This is a genomic window from Pseudomonas sp. 05N432 (genome assembly GCF_056396945.1).
The window spans coordinates 1-15922 of record NZ_JBFTMM010000002.1 but is presented as its reverse complement, the minus strand read 5'-3'; the positions used below and the strand labels follow the sequence as shown (position 1 = coordinate 15922).

13 protein-coding genes are annotated in these 15922 nt (G+C 57.9%); 5 read left to right on the top strand and 8 right to left on the bottom strand.

The genetic code is table 11. From position 1 onward, the window contains the following. Positions 1 to 16 precede the first annotated feature (16 nt). The 6 genes from AC1DHT_RS02420 to AC1DHT_RS02395 all read right to left on the bottom strand — a co-directional run bounded on the left by AC1DHT_RS02420 (position 17) and on the right by AC1DHT_RS02395 (position 7056). Positions 17 to 1279: a hypothetical protein gene (locus AC1DHT_RS02420; protein ID WP_427541178.1), complete on the bottom strand. Its 1263-nt coding sequence runs from the start codon at positions 1277 to 1279 to the stop codon at positions 17 to 19. A gap of 33 nt (positions 1280 to 1312) precedes the next feature. Further along, positions 1313 to 1813, bottom strand: a complete 501-nt coding sequence (locus AC1DHT_RS02415; RefSeq protein ID WP_427532946.1) for a CS1 type fimbrial major subunit — start codon at positions 1811 to 1813, stop codon at positions 1313 to 1315. Positions 1814 to 1828: 15 nt separating this feature from the next. Continuing rightward, on the bottom strand, positions 1829 to 2569 hold the full coding sequence (locus tag AC1DHT_RS02410) for a molecular chaperone (protein ID WP_427541181.1): 741 nt from the start codon (positions 2567 to 2569) through the stop codon (positions 1829 to 1831). A gap of 43 nt (positions 2570 to 2612) precedes the next feature. After that, positions 2613 to 3878, bottom strand: a complete 1266-nt coding sequence (locus tag AC1DHT_RS02405; RefSeq protein ID WP_427541214.1) for a hypothetical protein — start codon at positions 3876 to 3878, stop codon at positions 2613 to 2615. A gap of 40 nt (positions 3879 to 3918) precedes the next feature. Then, positions 3919 to 6438 carry a TcfC E-set like domain-containing protein gene (locus AC1DHT_RS02400; protein ID WP_427541184.1) on the bottom strand — a complete coding sequence of 840 codons (2520 nt, stop codon included), beginning with the start codon at positions 6436 to 6438 and terminating at the stop codon, positions 3919 to 3921. A gap of 111 nt (positions 6439 to 6549) precedes the next feature. Further along, the gene (locus AC1DHT_RS02395; protein WP_427541187.1) at positions 6550 to 7056 is read right to left on the bottom strand and encodes a CS1 type fimbrial major subunit; all 507 of its coding nucleotides are present in this window, start codon (positions 7054 to 7056) and stop codon (positions 6550 to 6552) included. A gap of 570 nt (positions 7057 to 7626) precedes the next feature. On the opposite strand from AC1DHT_RS02395, the gene AC1DHT_RS02390 reads away from it, so the two are divergent. Continuing rightward, entirely contained in the window at positions 7627 to 8205 is a 579-nt protein-coding gene (locus AC1DHT_RS02390) for a PadR family transcriptional regulator (RefSeq protein WP_427541190.1), read from the top strand. Then, positions 8202 to 8987, top strand: a complete 786-nt coding sequence (locus AC1DHT_RS02385) for a siderophore-interacting protein (RefSeq protein WP_427541193.1) — start codon at positions 8202 to 8204, stop codon at positions 8985 to 8987. The genes AC1DHT_RS02390 and AC1DHT_RS02385 overlap by 4 nt, the downstream gene beginning before the upstream one ends. A gap of 195 nt (positions 8988 to 9182) precedes the next feature. Here AC1DHT_RS02385 and AC1DHT_RS02380 read toward each other — a convergent pair whose 3' ends face one another. Together AC1DHT_RS02380 and AC1DHT_RS02375 are read right to left on the bottom strand one after the other, a co-directional pair. Continuing rightward, a complete protein-coding gene (locus AC1DHT_RS02380) occupies positions 9183 to 9836 on the bottom strand; it encodes a Pr6Pr family membrane protein (RefSeq protein WP_427541196.1) in 654 nt (217 codons plus the stop codon). 9 nt (positions 9837 to 9845) lie between these two features. Then, a complete protein-coding gene (locus AC1DHT_RS02375) occupies positions 9846 to 10076 on the bottom strand; it encodes a VF530 family protein (protein ID WP_019693422.1) in 231 nt (76 codons plus the stop codon). Positions 10077 to 10410: 334 nt separating this feature from the next. On the opposite strand from AC1DHT_RS02375, the gene AC1DHT_RS02370 reads away from it, so the two are divergent. The 3 genes from AC1DHT_RS02370 to AC1DHT_RS02360 all read left to right on the top strand — a co-directional run bounded on the left by AC1DHT_RS02370 (position 10411) and on the right by AC1DHT_RS02360 (position 15536). Beyond that, complete coding sequence (locus tag AC1DHT_RS02370) at positions 10411 to 11793, top strand: carbohydrate porin (RefSeq protein WP_427541199.1); 1383 nt, start codon at positions 10411 to 10413, stop codon at positions 11791 to 11793. 210 nt (positions 11794 to 12003) lie between these two features. Next, positions 12004 to 14415 carry a glucose/quinate/shikimate family membrane-bound PQQ-dependent dehydrogenase gene (locus AC1DHT_RS02365; protein WP_427541202.1) on the top strand — a complete coding sequence of 804 codons (2412 nt, stop codon included), beginning with the start codon at positions 12004 to 12006 and terminating at the stop codon, positions 14413 to 14415. Positions 14416 to 14675: 260 nt separating this feature from the next. Continuing rightward, the gene (locus tag AC1DHT_RS02360; RefSeq protein ID WP_427541205.1) at positions 14676 to 15536 is read left to right on the top strand and encodes a PIG-L family deacetylase; all 861 of its coding nucleotides are present in this window, start codon (positions 14676 to 14678) and stop codon (positions 15534 to 15536) included. The last annotated feature ends 386 nt before the right edge of the window (positions 15537 to 15922 follow it).

Below are 15922 nucleotides of genomic sequence, written 5' to 3'. Positions count from 1 at the left end.
CCAACGACTACAACCTCTAAACTTCCGAATCCCAGATGACCGTCGCATTGCCCGAATACTGCCGTTGCGATCCGGGGTGGATCATCTCGGCCACTTCATCCGCAGGGATTTCGAAGTGCAGCGTTCCGGGCTTTCGGTCCACATAAAAACCCGGCTGGAACAGTTCGGTGCCACTGCCGTCACGCAATAACCGTCGACGATTGACGGCTTGCCCGCCACTGTCGGCCAGGCCATGGGGAAGACTTACGGCAACGTGCAGCGGTACGAAATGGCCGGAAACGGGCTCTCTGACAGCGCAGTTTTTACCGTCCTGGGAGTACTGACACTCAAGGCTCATTTTGAAACGCGAGCTCGCGGAAATAGTGAACGTTTGATCTCTGAACAAGCGTGTCGGCTTACGGCCTTGTTGTAACCAGGATTGCCATCCCCCCTGCGGGACCAGTTCAACGCGATTGCCACCCGGCGGAACATCAACCTTGAGTGTGTGTTGCACATCCAGGGTGAAACTCAGGGTAAGGGTCGATGTATCGGGCAACATCACATCGCCCATATCGAAGTCCCCATAAGGGCCGACGATGTACGTCAGGCTCCCCTGGTACTTCCCCGAGGACATGCCCAGCGGGTTGGGTGTCACCAGTTCATAAGCAAAATCGAGATATTCGTAGCGCATCCACGGCACATTGAATTTCGCCTGCTTCAGGCATGCACCGTCCGTTGGCGTTTTCCAGAAAAAGGTATACCGCTGAGGCGTATATCCACCCACACCACTGTATAAGCAAGGGGATGGAGCATTTACCCAACTGAGACCCCACAATTGATTGTGGGCTACCCGATAGTCGTTCCCCCCACCCACCAGGCTGATCACATCATCGGTGACGTACTGAGAGCCCACACCCGTGATTCGAACTTTTACCGGCTCTGGTTCACCGGTCGCTTCATGATAGACGGTCAACTCCCGCCACTGTGCCGGGACTCTGATCATCGCTCCATGCCGGGCATCCACATGATTGGCAAGGATTGGCACACTGGAGTTGAACTGAATCGGTACCCGCAGACTGAACATTCCGTTGTCCCTGCACTCACTGGGATAGCTGGCGCAGTAACCACTGGAAGGCGTGTCATTCTTGAATTGATTGTGTTGCGGGTTGCCAGAGTCGGGTCTGAACGAGGCTTGAATCGACACCTCCTCAGCCCAGGCCGATGACAACCACACCGAGAAGAAAAGACCCGCCCCCGCACAGCGGCCTGCACATCGTTGGAACGCCTGAAAACGGCTCATCCTTTCAGCCTCGTAGAATCAGTGAAATCGGTATCAAGCACCCGGCAACACCGCATTGAAAATCATATTGACGCTGCCAAAGTAATTCCCGGGCTTGTAAACCCCGTCGGCAGGCGGCACGGGCACGACTTCCAGCAAAACCCGTTTACCCAGGGCCGCATCGCTCAGGGAAACCACTTCAGTGCTTTCCAGCTCGTTCAATAACCTGCCGTTGAACAGCACACGCAAGCCAATGTCATGGGCATCGGTACCGTTGGACAGATACGGCCTGCCTTCAAGCCGGGCCTTGATCGAACCGGCTTCATTCTTGACATCGAAATACTTGCGCAAGCCGCCCAAGGTCGAGGTCACCAGATTCCAGGGCAACTGCTGCTCCTGATGTATCCAGCCGGGGTCTGCGGGAATGACGTAGAACGCATGGCTCGGGATCGTCACCAACACCTCGAAATGATGCACTTCGCGGGCTGCAAACGCCGCAGTACATGCCCACAGGGCAACAGCCGACAAAGGCACGACAGTCAGTTTTTTGAGCATGGTCATCACCCGGAGTTATCCCTTCACGTCGAGGTTTTTGCTTTTCTCGCCTTCGACCAGGGTGAAGCGGTATTCACGACCGGCCTGTTTCTCGAACTGAAAGGTCCGGCCCGCGAGGATGTGATGCTTGGTCGTTGGCTGGCAGTCCTGTTCGTTTTTCACCGAGCAGTCCTTGAACTCATCGATCACCACCACGCTGTTGCCGTTGTTGCGAATCCGGTAGTTGCTCGCATCGTTCTCGATCGCGCTGTCGAAGCGCGTCTCCTTGGGTCGTACGAAAAATACCGTGCCGTACCCGGCCAGCACATTGACCCCGGCAGACAAACCTTTCTTGTAATCCTCACGGTCCTGGCTGGAGACGGCGAATTCGTCTTCCTTCTCCGGCACCACCGGCACGAAACGCACCCGGAAATACCGCTCTTTTTCACGCTCGCCCATATACAACAGGCGCGTGCCCTGCATGCCACTGGCCGGCACGATCAGTCGGGCCGGGCTGGCCATCAAACCATCACGGGCGGTGGCGTCGGCCTGGGTCTTGAGCGGCTCTTCCCGTGCGGTGCCATCGGCGTCATAAATGATTTCAAGAATGTTGACCTTGACGAATGCGGTGCTGTCGCCCCCATTGAACACGCGTTTCAAGTAGGTACTTTTGTCCCCGTCCAGATAGTCATACACCGTCCCGACATTGATGCTCGGTCCGGCATGGGCCGTCTGGGTGAATAAGCAAAAACCAAATAATGCCGCCAGGCGTTTCATAGTCCTGTCCCTCGTTGAATGAATGCCGCAATACCGCGACGAACTAAACGTCTGAATCCCAGATAACCGTCACGCTTCCCGAGTACTGCCGTTGTGAGCCGGGACGAATCATCTCTGCCACGTCGCTTGAAGGAATTTCGAAATGCAGGGTTCCCGGTTTGCGGTCGACATAAAAACCCGGCTGGAACAGTTCAGTTCCGCTGCCATCGCGCAGCAATTGCCGATGATTGACCGGTAGCCCGCCGACGTCGGACAGGCCGTGGGGAAGACTGACGCTGACGTTCAGCGGTACTGCGTGCCCGGAATCGGCATCACGCACACCGCAGGTTTTGCCATCGGGGCTGTATTGGCACTCCAGCTGCATTTTGAAACGCGAACTGGCGGAGATAGTGAACGTTTGATCCCGGAACAACCGCGTGGGTTTGCGGCCTTGCTGCAGCCAGGCATTCCAGCCGCCTTGCGGTACCAGCTCCACACGATTGCCGCCCGGAGGAACATCCACTTTGAGCGTGTGCGTTACGGTCAAGGTGAACCTGAGATTGATGACACTGTCACCGCTCACGGGGTACATGTTGTCCCCCAGATCAATACCGTCCGGCCCGATAGGGAACTGGATCGAACCCACATAGACCCCGGACGCCATTTCCAGCGGCCTGGGTGCAATCAGCTGGTAACCGATATCGAAATCCCTGTATCGCAACTCAGGAATAAGAAACTTCGCTTGCTTCGCACAAACGCCCGCATTCAACGGCACCTGCCAGAAAGAGCCAAATATAGTGACACCGCCTCCAGAAAAGCTCAGCGCACGACAAGGCGCAGCGCCATTGCTCCACCGTCCGCCAACCCATAGCAGCTCATGAGCCGCGAGAACGTTACTCTCTGGATCCACGCCCACCAGCTTGCGCACATCCTCGCTCAGAACGTAAGTAGTCCCGATTCCGGAAACCCTCACCTGAACCTCCTGCGTCTGACCACTTTGTGGGTCCGTGACGGTCAAGGTTTGCCAATGGGAAGGCAGGTTGAACATGGCACCCTGACGCTGCGCATGATCGGCCTCGACGGGCACCCTTGACCTGAACTGAATAGGCAGCCTGAAACTCACCATCGGTGGCGAAACGCAGTGCTGTGGATACACAAGGCAATAACCACTTTGCTCCGTCGTATTGGTGAACTCGTTCTTCATGGGTTTTGCAGGGTCGGGGCTGAACTCGGCCTTGATGTCCAGATCAATCCCGTGAGCCGGTGAAAGTGTCAGTGAAAGTCCGATCAGCAACATCAGCAGGAACGGGGTTTTAGTGAGAGAGGTCATGTCGTACACACTCTTTGGCAATGGCGTTCATCGGTGTGCATCAACCTGCCGACCGTGCGATAAAAGATGCATCGGCCAACGTCTCCGGCGTGCAGCGCAGATCACCGATCATCAACACATTGTTTTCAGTGCGCCCAACGCTTGGGTCCAGGCGGAACTGGCACAGCAACTGGCTGCCGTGGCGTACTTCCAGGGTTGGCGAGCCGGCGTTCATTTCCATCGAGAAGAAGCCGTCCACTTCACTGACGCCCCGGCTGGCGTGGTTGATGATGTGATGGCCCTTGAGCGGCTTGCCCGTGGGGTCAACCAGACGCCCAAGCACGGTGAGGGTTTTCATCACGCGGATCTTGCGGTAGTCCACACCACCCTTGTTCAGGTGATAGCTGGTGCGCACCGGTTGAATGGTCGCCGCCGGTACATCGGTGCCTTCGAAGTCGAAGCTCACCGAGCTGCTCTTGTACGCGGTGATCGGAATGAAATTGCGACCCGGACGCAGACGGGCGCTGCCACCGCTGAGGTCATCGGCGCGCAGGGCGATTTGATCGAGATCGGACTCCACATCGACAATCATCCCGGCCCCGCTGCCCTGATGCTGGTTGGTCATGACCATGTGCTTGCCGCTGACGGCAATCGTGCTGTCCAGGTTCAAGCCACCGGTCAGGTTGCTGTTGAACGAAGAGCGCTGGAAGAAAGCATCGCCATTGGCTGAATCGTTACTGAAACTGGTGGTACCGGACAGGCCGAGACCGTAAGTGTCGGTAATGGCCGTGGCCGAGACACTTTGCAGCACATGGTCTTTCAGGTCTTTGCGGTAGGTCAGCGAGGCATTGTTGTCGCGACCGCCCTCACGCGAGGTCCGTGAACCGATGCTGCCGGACAACTGCTCACCGGGACTGCCGAGTGCCAGGCTGAGCGTCAGGTCGACCCCGCGATTGCGCGAGTCGCCACTGCTGATGCTGCCGGGTCGGTCGAACATCGAAAAACGCCAGTGGGCATCGTTGCCGAACAGCGTGCTGCGTTGGGTCCAGCCCAGGTCCAGCCCCATCCCTTCAACGTTGCCCTCGCTATGCGAGACCCGCGCATTGAACGAGCTTTTGCTGGTAACGCGGTGGTTGAGCGACAACGACGAATTGCTGGTCTGGCCGACGAACACATTGCGTTGGCGCACCCGCGTACCGTCGGGCAGGGTTTCAAAGATATCGGTGGTGTCGAGCCAACTGCGGTTATGACTCAGGAACAGACTGCCGGCGCCATAGTTGTACATCGTCTGCACATCAAGACCGGTGCCGTGGTCCTTGGTCTGATAGACATTGGAGAACAGGCTGACGTTGTTGGCCACCGTCCAGTCAATCGACGAACCGTATTGCATCGTCTCTCGAACCTGACGCCCGAAAACCCCGAGAATCACTCGCGGGTGCAGCAAATAGTTGAACGCGGCACCCGCGGTCATTTTTCCGGAAGCCTGATCCTGCCAGTTACTCCACAGTTTGCTTTCCTCGCCGGCAAACAGGTTGTAGCGCCAGCGTTCATCGTAATGACGCCAGTTGCCGGGCTTGTACACCAACTCCTGGGTCGTCGAGGTGATTTGACCGTCTTCGATCAAGCGCACCTCCACCTCGTAAATACCACCGGGCAGCGGTCGGGTATCCAGCGTCTGCAAACCGGCATCCACCGGCTGGGTGTTGATCATCAGCCCATTACGATAGATCTCCACCGAGGCCTGCCGGTTGGCGGTGACATAAATCGGGTACACCGCAGGTTTCGGGTTATTGATTGCCAGACTGTCAGAGCTGCCATACATCACCCCCACCACCGTGTCGGGGCTGGCACCGAACGAACGCGGTTGACGGCTCAGGCCTTCGGAATTGGGCGTGAAATAGCCCAGGCGCAGGAAGCTGCCATCAAGCTCGCGCTGACTGTAGAGTTCGTGTATCGCGCGGTACATCTGATCATCCGCCCCCCCCAAACGGGCCAATTGCAGATTGAACCTCTGGCTCCAGTTACCCAGGCTGCTGCTGGTTTCCAGGCCATAACGGCCACCGAGGTCCTGGTCCTGCCCCCCATTGAGGTTCAGTTGATTACGCAGGATCAACCCGGTGCTGCCGCCTTCCGGCTGGTCGTAATAACGCTTGGCTTGCGTGTCACGCTCGGCGTTTTCGGTGGCTATCGAAACCAGGGAGTTTTCCAGGTTGTAATGGATGGCCAGCATCTGCTCCGGGCAAGTGCTTTCGCAGGCGCCAAGGGGCACGCCTTTTTGTAAGTAAGCAGCCCAGATTCCACGCTCACTGGCGGGAATGTGGCTGTCGCCCACATCGGAAAAATCAAGCAGGGTGATGCGATCATCACGGGACAACACGATCATCGCCTCACCGAGAAACTGTTGATCAAGTTCCACTCGAACCGCCAACGGTACATCAAAGAAGTGTTCTTCAAACTCCGCGGGCAAACCTTTGGCTTGGGCGAGCAAACTTCGCGGCGTTGTAGCGACAGTCGGCGCGGCGAGTGCGCCCGCACATAAAAAAAATGCAAGCGCAGCCGCGATGGGAGTCATCGGGAACATGAACGGAATACTCTGATTACATGAATAAGTTAAAGCCCGATCGACCGTCAGGAATAGCCGGTCGATCGGTTTTGTTATTGAACAAAGCAGACCTTATTCAACACAGATAGATCAAGGCGTTATGACAGGTTCGAAAACAACCGCAAAGGTACCGTTATAATTACCGGCAGGGTGCCCGCCAGCAGGTTTTGCAGCAGAAACGATCATGTCAGCCATCGTGCCCGGAGTGGAATCTACGGCATTAACAACTTCTTTGGCCACCTCGCTCAGTTCAACGCCATTGAAGGTCACGGTCAGCGGAATGGCATTGCTGCCACTGTACAGGGAGGCCGCACTTTGACCGCCCTCGACGAACGCATGGATCGAACCGTTGGGATCGCTATGCTTGACGTCGTAAACGGCGCGCAGAGCACCCAGTTCGCCACTGACAAGGTTGTAGCCCATCGTTTCGTCTTTACCAAAGTCCGGATTACTGTTGCTCGGTTGAGCGTGGAAGATGGTCGTTGGGACAGTGGCCTTGATGTTAATAGTGCTGCGCATTTCGTCAGCAGCAAAAGCCATCGAAGAGTTCAATGCCAGGATGGCCAATGGAGTAGCGATTGCGATTTTCTTGAACATCGTTAAATACCTGTTATTTCAAATGGGCTGGACAATTGAAAGTTCGAACAAACGGAGGTATTCAGGTGCTGAAAGTGCACGACGCCCTGTCACTACCGAAACGACTATTTGTTTGAACTTTCAACGCCGAGACATGATCGATCAATCGCCTAGGAAAGTAAGCAGGCAACGTCCGATGAACAGGTAGTCAATACGACCCGGAGCGATAATGAAAAAACCCGAAAAAAACCAAAAAGACATTAGTAACTGTAAGAGGTGGACTACCTACAGATTTTACTAAAAATACAATACAGCAGTACCCGTCGTTGATTTTCCGCAGAACAACGACCGTGCTCTTCGCCCTTTAAGGCCGGCAAAACAATTATTAGAGAGTTAACACTAATTTCTGTCAGCCCACCTGAATAAAACAATGCAATTTATCGATACCGACGGCATGAAACTCCGGTCCGTGCGGGATCAAGCCAGCCGTCTCCCCCTAGGCGATGGCCTCGAACCGTTCGTCTTGGGCCCTTGATTTCTGGATAAGATATATCTTAAGTTGTATCTAAATACGACGAGAGAGCCCAAGAAATGAGAGACCATCATTCCCACCGCGAGCACGCTGACGGCCGCGACGGTTTCGAAAAACGCCCTGGCCCCGGCCGCGAACGCGGTGGACGCGGCCCCCGGGTATTCGCCCCCGGCGATCTGAAACTGCTGTTGCTGGCGCTGATCGCCGAGCAGCCGTGCCACGGCTACGACCTGATCCGCCAGATCGAAAGCATGTTCGACGGCGCCTACTGCCCGAGCCCCGGCGTGATCTACCCGACCCTGACCTTCCTTGAAGAAAGCGAAATGATCCAGGGCGATGCCGAAGGTGGAAAAAAACGCTACAGCGTTACCGACGCCGGACGTCTGTCATTAAGCGAGCAGGCGATTGCCCTGGACGGCGTGCGCATGCGCATCGAAGTCAGCAAGCGCTCGTTGCGCGGGCAAGACCGCCCGGCCGAGATCCACGAAGCGGTGCACAACCTGCGGCATGCCTTGCAAATGCATCACGGCCGCTGGAGCCCGGAAGAAATCCTGCGGGTGCGTGACCTGCTCAACAACACCGCCAAAGCCATCGTCGATGGTCCTGTCGTTCAATCTGTTCAGGAGAAGGCCGAATGACTGAAGTCATCGTGCAAACCATTCACCGTGTCAGCCACGAACTCAAACGCCGTCGCCTGGAAGTACTGAGGGTGGTCGACCTGACCCCGCGCATGCGCCGGATCACTCTCGGCGGAGCGGAACTGGCCGGCTTCGTCAGCCTCGGAACCGACGACCACGTAAAGCTGTTTTTCCCGCAAACCGCAGCAGAACTCGCCACACTGGAAACCCTGGTGCTCGGTGCTGGCAAAGACAACGGGCCAATGCCGGCGATGCGCGACTACACGCCCCGCCGTTACGATCTGGACACGCTGGAGCTGGACATCGACTTCGTATTGCACGGCGATGGCCCTGCCGCGACCTGGGCAGCGCAGGCCACGCCCGGCCAGTTCCTGCACATCGGCGGGCCGCGGGGCTCGATGGTCGTGCCGGACGTGTTCGACAGTTATCTGTTGATCGGCGACGAAACTGCCCTGCCCGCCATCGCCCGCCGCCTCGAGGGCCTGGCGGCCAACCGTCGCGCTCTGGTGGTGGTGGAAATCGAGAACGGCGCCGAACAGCAAATCCTCGAAAGCCAGGCAGAGGTCAAGGTGATCTGGGTCTTGCGCGAAGCCGGTAAAAACCACCTGCTGACCACCGTGCAACAACTGCCAATGCCGGGCGGCGAGTTGTATGCGTGGATCGCCACAGAATCCAGAGCCTCACGACAGATCCGCCGCGTGCTGCTGGACGAGAAGGGTTTGAGTCAGGACCAGGTGAAAGCCGTAGGCTACTGGAAGCTGGACGACAGCGACGAAGAGTGATCATCTGACGGTATTCGACATCCTGTAGCAACTGCCGAGCCTGCGAGGCTGCGTTCGAGGCCGAAGGCCTCGCAAATCCTGCAGACGCGGTTTGCCTGGAAGAACGTGCCGCCTGATTTCACGACCGCTCCGCGGCCGAACGCAGCCTCGCGGGCTCGGCAGCTGCTACGGGGGGCAGAACGCAAAGAGGTGTCGTTACTTATGTCCGCGCCAGCGATCCAGCCCGATCACCACCAGCGCAATCAGCACAAACCCCAGCAATATCCCGCTGGCATTGATGAACACCTGGGGATAACCGAGCTTTTCAACATCGATGAAAGGATACGGGTAGAGCCCCAGCGAGTGCCCGCGCAGCAAGGCATAAGCGAAGTACAGCACCGGGTAAATTGCCCACCAACCGATATGGCCAAGGCGCAAGGTGCCCTTGGGCACACACCGCCACCAATAGAACAGAAACAGCAGCGGCATGACGTCATGCAGCAGTTCGTCGGCGATGAACTGCCAGCCCTGCGGATGCCATAAATGCCGCAACAACAGGTTGTACGCCAGGCCGACCAGGGTAATGCTCACGGCAATCCCGCTGCTGACCCACGGCTGCAAAAACAACGCACGGCCCTTCGACTCGCGTGAAGTCACGGCGCAGGTCAGCACCGTCGCCACCAGCGTATTGGTCAGGACCGTAAAGTAACTGAAGTAACTCACCAGCCCACCCAGCTGGCTGGCGCTGACACTCCAGCGACCGTAAAACACCAGGTACAGCTGAATGCTCAATCCCAGCCAGCCAAGCACGGCGGCCGAGTGGGTAAAACGTCTCATGACGGGCGACAGTCGAGTCGGCTCGGCGGGCATCTATATTCCTTAGAGCGGACGTTTGGTGCGCATCAACTTCACGTAGAGCTTTTCGACTTTCTCCCGGGCCCACGGGGTTTTGCGCAGGAAGGTCAGGCTCGACTTGATACTCGGATCGCTCTTGAAGCAGCGAATGTCGATGCGCTCGGCCAGCCCCGACCATTCGTAGTGTTGAACCAGCGTGTTAAGGATCTGTTCCAGGGTCACGCCGTGCAGCGGGTTGGTGTTCTGTTCGGTCATGCCGGGCCTTTGAACGAAGAAAGTAGAGGAAGTCGCGCACCTTAGCCGAGGGTGTCCTGCGGTGGAAGGACTCTGTGCGCTATCCGTTAAATGTAGGTGAACTCTGAAAGATCGCAGCCTGCGGGTGTACACCGCCCTATGTGGAGCTGCGATCTTTTCAAGGGTGACCGCACACTGTTACCAAATCCGAAATGATTCATGTCAAGAAAAGCCCTTTCTCTCTTTGTTACAGATCATTATCCTTGCAAGCCTAAAAGCTGAATCGCTTCACCTGCCCGTTGTCCCCTCGCAGCGTTCAGCTCTCTTCCCCTAAAAGACCAAGAATTCCTTCTCTATGCCTGACATTCAGACTTTGCGAGACAGCGCTGTCTTCCCAACTGTTGCTACCCGAAAAGCCATAACTCTGCTCGGTGGGCTCAGCGCCCTGAGTCTTGCCGCCTACGCTCAGGCTGCCCCTGCATTCGATAGCGACTCACCTTGGATGCTCGGCGACTGGAATGGCACACGCACCGAACTCGCGGAAAAAGGCTACGACTTCAAGCTCGACTACACCGGCGAGATGGGCAGCAACCTGCACGGCGGCTACGACCACGACCGCACCGCGCGCTACAGCGACCAGTTCGGCCTCGGCACGCACCTGGACCTGCAAAAAATCCTCGGCTGGCACGACGCTGAATTTCAGCTGACCATCACCGAACGCAGCGGCAACAACATCAGCAACGACCGGGTCAACGATCCGCGTGTCGGCGGTTTCACCTCGGCCCAGGAAGTCTGGGGCCGTGGCCAGACCACCCGGCTGACGCAGATGTGGTATCAGCAGAAATTCTTCGATCAGAAGCTCGACATCAAAGCCGGCCGTTTTGGCGAAGGCGAAGACTTCAACAGCTTCCCCTGCGACTTCCAGAACCTGGCGTTCTGCGGCTCCCAGGTCGGCAACTGGGCCGGTGGCATCTGGTACAACTGGCCAGTCAGCCAATGGGCGCTGCGGGTCAAATATCACCTGACGCCCGAGCTCTACGCCCAAATCGGCGCGTACGAGCAGAACCCGTCGAACCTGGATCGCGACAACGGCTTCAAGCTCAGCGGCAGCGGCACCCAAGGCACGGTGCTGCCGGTGGAGCTGGTGTGGACACCGAAGCTCAATGGCCTGCCGGGCGAATACCGCGCCGGTTACTACTACAGCAGCGCCAAGGCCACCGACGTCTACAAGGACAGCAACGGTCAGCCCGCCGCCCTGAGTGGTCAGGCCTACCGCAGCGCATCGAGCAAGCACGGCGTCTGGCTGGGCGTGCAGCAACAGCTGACCAGCCGCGCCAGTGATAACTCGCGGGGCTTGAGTGTGTTTGCCAACGGCACGATGCACGACAAGAAGACCAACGCCATCGACAACTATGTCCAGGCCGGCGTCGTCTACAAAGGCCTGTTCGATGCCCGCAGCAAAGACGACATCGGCTTCGCCATGGCCCGGGTTCACGTCAACCCGGCCTTCCGCAAAAACGCCGAGGCGATCAATCAGGCGCACGCGGTCTTCGACTACAACGACCCGTCCTACCTGCCGCCGCAAGACACCGAATACAGCGCCGAACTCTATTACGGCGTGCATGTGACCAACTGGCTGACCGTGCGCCCGAACCTGCAATACATCCGCCATCCGGGTGGTGTGAATGAGGTCGATGACGCGCTGATCGGCGGGATCAAAATCCAGTCCTCGTTCTAACAAACGCTACAAAACCCTGTGGGAGCGAGCCTGCTCGCGATAGCGGTGGGTCAGTCAACGTTGATGTAGAAGCTGACGGCCCCTTCGCGAGCAGGCTCGCTCCCACAAGGAATGCATCACTGAGCTTTTTGTACTGAAACCTGCTTGCGCCTGATCGTCATCTACAGTGAACAGGCGCGGGACTACTTAAACGTCACGGAGAACCACACTATGAGCACTGATGGTGCTTTGAGTCGAAGCCGCCTGCTGCCGAGCCTGCTCGGTATCGTGCTTCTGCTAATGGGCCTGGCCTTGCTGGCCGGGGGGATCAAGCTGAGCATGCTCGGCGGCTCGTTGTATTACCTGCTGGCCGGGATCGGCCTGGTGCTGACCGGTATTTTGCTGCTGGCTGCCCGCCGTGCGGCGCTGGGCCTGTACGCCGTGGTGCTGTTCGCCAGTACGGTGTGGGCGCTGTGGGAAATCGGTCTCGACTGGTGGCAACTGGTGCCACGTCTGTCGCTGTGGTTCGCCCTTGGCGTAGTCCTGCTGTTGCCGTGGTTCCGCCGTCCGCTGCTGCGTGACGGCGCCGCTCCGCTGGGCACTGCCGCGCTGAGCGTGGCCGTGGTTTTGGCCGGCGCCACCGCGGTTGCCAGCCAGTTCACCCACCCGGGTGAGATCATGGGCGAGCTGGGCCGCGACACTGCCGACATGACCAGCACCGCGCCAGCAATGCCCGAAGGCGAGTGGCAGGCCTATGGCCGCACCGAATTCGGCGACCGCTACTCGCCGCTGAAGCAGATCACCCCGGCCAACGTCGGCAAGCTGCAGGAAGCCTGGCGCATCCGCACCGGCGACCTGCCGACCGCCGATGACCCGGTGGAACTGACCAACGAGAACACCCCGCTGAAGGTCAACGGCATGCTCTATGCCTGCACCGCCCATAGCAAGGTGCTGGCGCTGGACCCGGACACCGGCAAGGAAATCTGGCGCTTCGACCCGCAGATCAAGAGCCCCGTAGGCTTCAAGGGCTTCGCCCACATGACCTGCCGTGGCGTTTCCTACTACGACGAGAACGCCTACGCCAAGGCTGACAACGCTTCGGCCGCCGTCATCTCCGAAGCTGGCAAGGCGGTTGCGCAAGCCTGCCCGCGTCGTCTCTACCTGCCCACCGCCGATGCTCGCCTGATCGCCCTGAACGCCGACACCGGTAAAGTCTGCGAAGGCTTCGGCGATCACGGCGTGGTTGACCTGACCCAAGGTATCGGCCCGTTCACCCCCGGTGGCTACTACGCGACCTCGCCGGCAGCGATCACCCGTGATCTGGTGATCATGGGCGGCCACGTCACCGACAACGAGTCGACCAACGAGCCGTCCGGCGTGATCCGCGCCTTCGACATCCGCGACGGTCACCTGGTCTGGAACTGGGACAGCGGCAACCCTGAAGCGACCGAGCCTTTGGCTCCGGGCAAGACCTACACCCGCAACTCGCCGAACATGTGGTCGCTGGCCAGCGTCGACGAGAAACTGGGCATGGTTTACCTGCCGCTGGGCAACCAGATGCCTGACCAGTGGGGTGCCGACCGCACGCCGGGCGCAGAAAAATTCAGCGCCGGCATCGTTGCCCTGGATCTTGCGACCGGCAAGGTACGCTGGAACTTCCAGTTCACTCACCACGACCTGTGGGACATGGACGTCGGCAGCCAGCCAACCCTGCTCGACATGAAGACCGCCGACGGCATCAAGCCGGCGCTGATCGCACCGACCAAACAGGGCAGCCTGTATGTGCTCGACCGTCGCAACGGCACACCGATCGTGCCGATTCGCGAAGTGCCGGCGCCGCAAGGCGCAGTCACCGGCGACCATACCGCGCCGACCCAGGCTCGCTCGGACCTCAACCTGCTCGCTCCGGACCTGACCGAGAAGGCCATGTGGGGCGCCAGCCCGTTCGACCAGATGCTCTGCCGCATCCAGTTCAAGCAACTGCGCTACGAAGGCCAGTACACCCCGCCGTCGTTGCAGGGCAGCTTGATCTATCCGGGTAACGTTGGTGTGTTCAACTGGGGCAGCGTGTCGCTCGACCCGGTTCGCCAGATGCTGTTCACCAGCCCGAACTACATGGCATTCGTCTCCAAACTGATCCCGCAGGCTGAAGTGGCTGCCGGGAGCAAGCGCGAGAGCGAGACCTCGGGCGTCCAACCCAACACCGGCGCGCCATACGCGGTGACCATGCACCCGTTCATGTCGCCATTCGGCGTACCGTGCCAGGCTCCGGCCTGGGGCTACGTCGCCGGTATCGACCTGACCACCAGCAAAGTGGTGTGGAAGCGCAAAAACGGCACCAGCCGCGACAGCTCGCCACTGCCTATCGGCCTGCCGATCGGCGTGCCAAGCATGGGCGGCTCGATCGTTACTGCAGGCGGCGTCGGCTTCCTCAGCGGCACCCTGGACCAGTACCTGCGCGCCTATGACGTCAACAACGGCAAGGAACTGTGGAAGTCGCGCCTGCCGGCCGGCGGCCAGGCCACGCCGATGACCTACACCGGCAAGGACGGCAAACAGTACGTGCTGCTGGTCGTTGGCGGCCATGGTTCGCTCGGCACCAAAATGGGCGACTATGTGATCGCTTACAAACTGTCGGAATAAGCGTTAACCGCAGTTAAAACGAAGGCGACTACCGCGAGGTAGTCGCCTTTTTTTGTGCGCTCACAACCTGCCGAACAAGTTGCCAACAAACTCGACGAACGGCGCTGCTTTCAGGTTGGAACTGTTATTTGTGACAGTAGCCAACCCGATCACTTCAAGTGCTCAATGACACATATACCGGTTACCGATATACCTCGAAAAGTACGCATTGCCGAACAAGCGGTTAACCGAACAACCTTGTGATCCTAGAGAGGCGCGTCATGAAACTAATCAACACGTTAGCCGTCGTTTGTACACTCCTGGCTGTGTCCACTCACTCTTTTGCCGCATCAAGCACTTTTTACATCGTGGCGCATCAGGATGACTGGCAATTGTTTATGGGCGCTCATGCTCACGCTGACGTAAACAAACCCGGTAATAACACGGTTTTCATTTACACCACGGCGGGGGATGAAGGATTTGGTACAGGGGTTGGTCATGGAGCGCAAGACCATCCTTATTACCTCGCCCGAGAAGAAGGTGCGAATCGGGCAGTACGTTTTATGGCGAATGATGACAAACCCAGGGGGGAAGGAAAAGGGGATACCATCACGATCAATGGTAAATCTCTTTATAAATATAGCTACGAAAATACTACTTCTTATTTCTTGCGACTGCCGGATGGAAAACTTAGACCCTTCCATCTAGGTGATATCAAAACCCTCACAGCAATAAATGACAGTGCCGCGTACTCTGACTGGAGTGACCTGGTAAAAACCATTGAATCCATCATTACAACCGAAGGAAGAGGCTCCGCCAAGGTAGTTGCAAATTACCCAAATAAAGATGAACAGGAAAACCCGGAAAACCATTCCGACCATATAACTACTGCACTGGCAGTCGATGCGGCGCTTGCAGGCTTATCGTGTATTGATCGACGGATATACATTGAATATTCAACGCGTTACAAGCCAACCAACTTGTCACCTACAGATAAAATAACAGAGGCAGCCATTTGGGCTACAACGGCATCAGGACTCAGCGACATGGGATACCGCAGTACGTATAACTCATTCCACAATGATTTTATTGGGAAAATTTACTATAGCGCCATCGATGGAACAGGTGATTGTGCGTTCTGATGAGTCAGCAGATGGTCTCGTTGGGGGAACTGCTGGTGAATCGGGCGCTGGATAATTACGATCAGCCAGAGGCGCCGTAACAGCGCCCGCTCCCACAATTTTGATCGATGTACATCAGCCTCTAAAGCCGTACACGCCCCAACCACTCAGGCCGGCCGGTAGGCCGCCGTGCTGTTGCTGTTGATCTTGATCCACCCGCCCCTTCGGAAGGCCGAGCGCAGGTGTTCATCAGGGGGTGGGCGCGCAGCGCCGTACGGCGCAGCCGGACACATCGAGAGGAGGTCGTCGCGAAGCAGACCGTAGGCGATGCCCCCTGATGGACACCGGAGTGAGGGAACGCCGAGCCTAGGCGAGGTGCCGTACGCTTGGGGCGAGCGTTTTTTTGC

Bases quoted from the DNA above. Each gene is read 5' to 3' on its own strand.
- AC1DHT_RS02420 (WP_427541178.1), bottom strand. From the start codon at position 1,279: ATGAGCCGTTTTCAGGCGTTCCAACGATGTGCAGGCCGCTGTGCGGGG.
- AC1DHT_RS02415 (WP_427532946.1), bottom strand. From the start codon at position 1,813: ATGCTCAAAAAACTGACTGTCGTGCCTTTGTCGGCTGTTGCCCTGTGG.
- AC1DHT_RS02410 (WP_427541181.1), bottom strand. From the start codon at position 2,569: ATGAAACGCCTGGCGGCATTATTTGGTTTTTGCTTATTCACCCAGACG.
- AC1DHT_RS02405 (WP_427541214.1), bottom strand. From the start codon at position 3,878: ATGACCTCTCTCACTAAAACCCCGTTCCTGCTGATGTTGCTGATCGGA.
- AC1DHT_RS02400 (WP_427541184.1), bottom strand. From the start codon at position 6,438: ATGTTCCCGATGACTCCCATCGCGGCTGCGCTTGCATTTTTTTTATGT.
- AC1DHT_RS02395 (WP_427541187.1), bottom strand. From the start codon at position 7,056: ATGTTCAAGAAAATCGCAATCGCTACTCCATTGGCCATCCTGGCATTG.
- AC1DHT_RS02390 (WP_427541190.1), top strand. From the start codon at position 7,627: ATGAGAGACCATCATTCCCACCGCGAGCACGCTGACGGCCGCGACGGT.
- AC1DHT_RS02385 (WP_427541193.1), top strand. From the start codon at position 8,202: ATGACTGAAGTCATCGTGCAAACCATTCACCGTGTCAGCCACGAACTC.
- AC1DHT_RS02380 (WP_427541196.1), bottom strand. From the start codon at position 9,836: ATGCCCGCCGAGCCGACTCGACTGTCGCCCGTCATGAGACGTTTTACC.
- AC1DHT_RS02375 (WP_019693422.1), bottom strand. From the start codon at position 10,076: ATGACCGAACAGAACACCAACCCGCTGCACGGCGTGACCCTGGAACAG.
- AC1DHT_RS02370 (WP_427541199.1), top strand. From the start codon at position 10,411: ATGCCTGACATTCAGACTTTGCGAGACAGCGCTGTCTTCCCAACTGTT.
- AC1DHT_RS02365 (WP_427541202.1), top strand. From the start codon at position 12,004: ATGAGCACTGATGGTGCTTTGAGTCGAAGCCGCCTGCTGCCGAGCCTG.
- AC1DHT_RS02360 (WP_427541205.1), top strand. From the start codon at position 14,676: ATGAAACTAATCAACACGTTAGCCGTCGTTTGTACACTCCTGGCTGTG.